This is a genomic window from Blautia sp. CAG:237 (assembly GCF_000436615.1).
Taxonomy (GTDB): Bacteria; Bacillota; Clostridia; order Lachnospirales; family Lachnospiraceae; genus Blautia_A; species Blautia_A intestinihominis.
Window position 1 is genome coordinate 1 of sequence record NZ_FR886732.1, and the last position, 2,093, is coordinate 2,093.

A 2,093-nucleotide genomic window follows, 5' to 3' on the forward strand; every position below is an offset into this window, starting at 1 on the left:
GTGACTTCAGTCATGTGAGGATAGAGTTTTTAATTCACGGCGAGGCTATATAATTAACAGTAAATGAGTAGCCCTAATAAAACAGCATAATGACTGAAAAAAGAGGAGAAAGCATGAATCTTTTTGAATTATATAAAATAATAAATGAAAATCTTCAGCAGAAATCCAACCTTCTGGCGACGGTGCTGGAGGGAGAGGCAGCCGGAACCAGGTATTTTTGGGCAGATGGGGAACTTCTGGGATATACAGGCACCGGCGAGGTGAACGAAGAACTCAAAACACAGATCACAGAGACACCGCAGAGCGGCATTTATGAAATAGAAGGGCAGAAATTTTTCATAGAGCATCTCAAACGTCAGGCGCATCTTGTGATCTGTGGAGGCGGGCATGTATCACAGCAGGTGATCGAACTCGCAGGGAAAGTCGGATTTCATGTGACAGTTCTGGAAGACAGACCATATTTTGCGGACCGCGCGAGAGAAGCCGGAGCAGACCTTGTTCTCTGCGATGCCTTCGAAAAAAGCCTGCAGGGAATCGCCGGAACGCCGGATACCTATTTTCTGGTGGTGACCAGAGGACATCGTTTTGACCGTGCCTGCCTTGAACAGATTCTGAAGAAACCATATGCCTATGTGGGAATGATGGCGAGCCGCGGACGTTCTGCACTTCTGAAAAAACAGATGGCTGGGGATGGTTTTGACAGAAAAGCACTGGATGAGATGCATACACCGGTAGGGCTTTCTATCCATGCGGAAACCCCGGAGGAAATTGCAGTTTCCATTGTGGCAGAACTGATCCAGATCAAGAACCAGACAAAAAAAACAGCCGGATACGATTCTCTTCTCATGGAGTATCTCACAGGAGTGAAGGAGCCGGGTCAGCCAAAAGTTCTTGCGACGATCATAGCCCGCAGAGGTTCAGCCCCGCGTTCGATAGGAACCAAGATGCTGGTACTCGGTGATGGAAGGATCATCGGCACGATCGGCGGCGGCTGTATGGAAAGCGAAGTCCAGCACCAGTGTCTGAGACTTCTCCGCGAAGAAAACGAAAAGTCCCGCATCGTCTGTGCTGACATGACAGTATCACAGGCAGAGGACGAAGGAATGGTCTGTGGTGGAACCATCGATGTTTTTCTGGAAAAATTTGAATGATTTCGAAGAAATAAAATAAAAAATACAATTCTGCAGAACGCTGTGTTATAATAAAAACACTTGAAAGAAGAGACCAGGAAGGCAGCTTTTTGAGACTGCCGCATCATATCATAATGGAGGATGAGATTATGAAAAAAAGAAGTATGATCGTAGCCGCACTGTGCAGCATGTGCCTTGCACTCAGTAACCCGATCCCGGCAATGGCAGATGCATCCAAAGTAGTAACACTTGGTGCAGACCTTACAGATGAACAGAAGAATACCATGATGAAATATTTTAAGGCAGATGCAAGCCAGGTACAGATCATCACAGTTAATAACCAGGATGAGCGCAATTATCTGGGAAAATATATTTCAAGCGCACAGATCGGTACAAGAACTTTAAGCTGCGCCTATGTGAAACCAACCCAGTCCGGCGGCATCAAGGTTCGTACTGCAAACCTCAACTACGTAACCTGCAACATGCTTGCAAATGCACTTTCCACAGCAGGTGTTTCCAACTGCGAGGCAGTTGCAGCCTGCCCGTATGAAGTTTCCGGAACAGGAGCACTTACCGGTGTCATGATGGCTTACGAGACAGCCAGCGGCAAGCAGCTTGATTCCACCAAGAAAGACCTTGCTACCAAGGAAGTCGTAGTTACCGGAGATGTTGCACAGCAGGTCGGCGGCGATAATGCTACCAACATCATCAACCAGGCGAAACTGCAGATCATCGGTGACAATGTTCAGAACGCAGACGAGATCTACAACATCGTCAACAACATTGCAATCCAGAACAACGTATCTCTGAGCTCCGATGAATTGAATACGATCACAGCACTTCTTCAGGAAATCGTACAGCAGAATTACGACATTCAGGAAATGAAGCAGACTCTGGAAAGCATCCAGAAGAACCTCGACAAGACTATGAATAACGACAGTTCTTCCGATGATTCCTCTTCCG

General features: G+C 46.9%; 2 protein-coding genes. Both read left to right on the forward strand.

The genetic code is table 11. The features are described 5' to 3' along the window. The first annotated feature begins 113 nt into the window (after positions 1–113). Positions 114–1,151 (forward strand): XdhC family protein, encoded by a 1,038-nt coding sequence (locus tag QZL69_RS07135; RefSeq protein ID WP_022214534.1) that lies wholly within the window; start codon positions 114–116, stop codon positions 1,149–1,151. 128 nt (positions 1,152–1,279) lie between these two features. After that, a partial coding sequence (locus QZL69_RS07140) for a DUF1002 domain-containing protein (protein ID WP_291518824.1) occupies positions 1,280–2,093 on the forward strand: 814 nt, incomplete at its 3' end.

What these genes read in the sequence shown, in the direction of transcription:
- QZL69_RS07135 (WP_022214534.1), top strand. Translation starts at nt 114, where the DNA reads ATGAATCTTTTTGAATTATATAAAATAATAAATGAAAATCTTCAGCAG.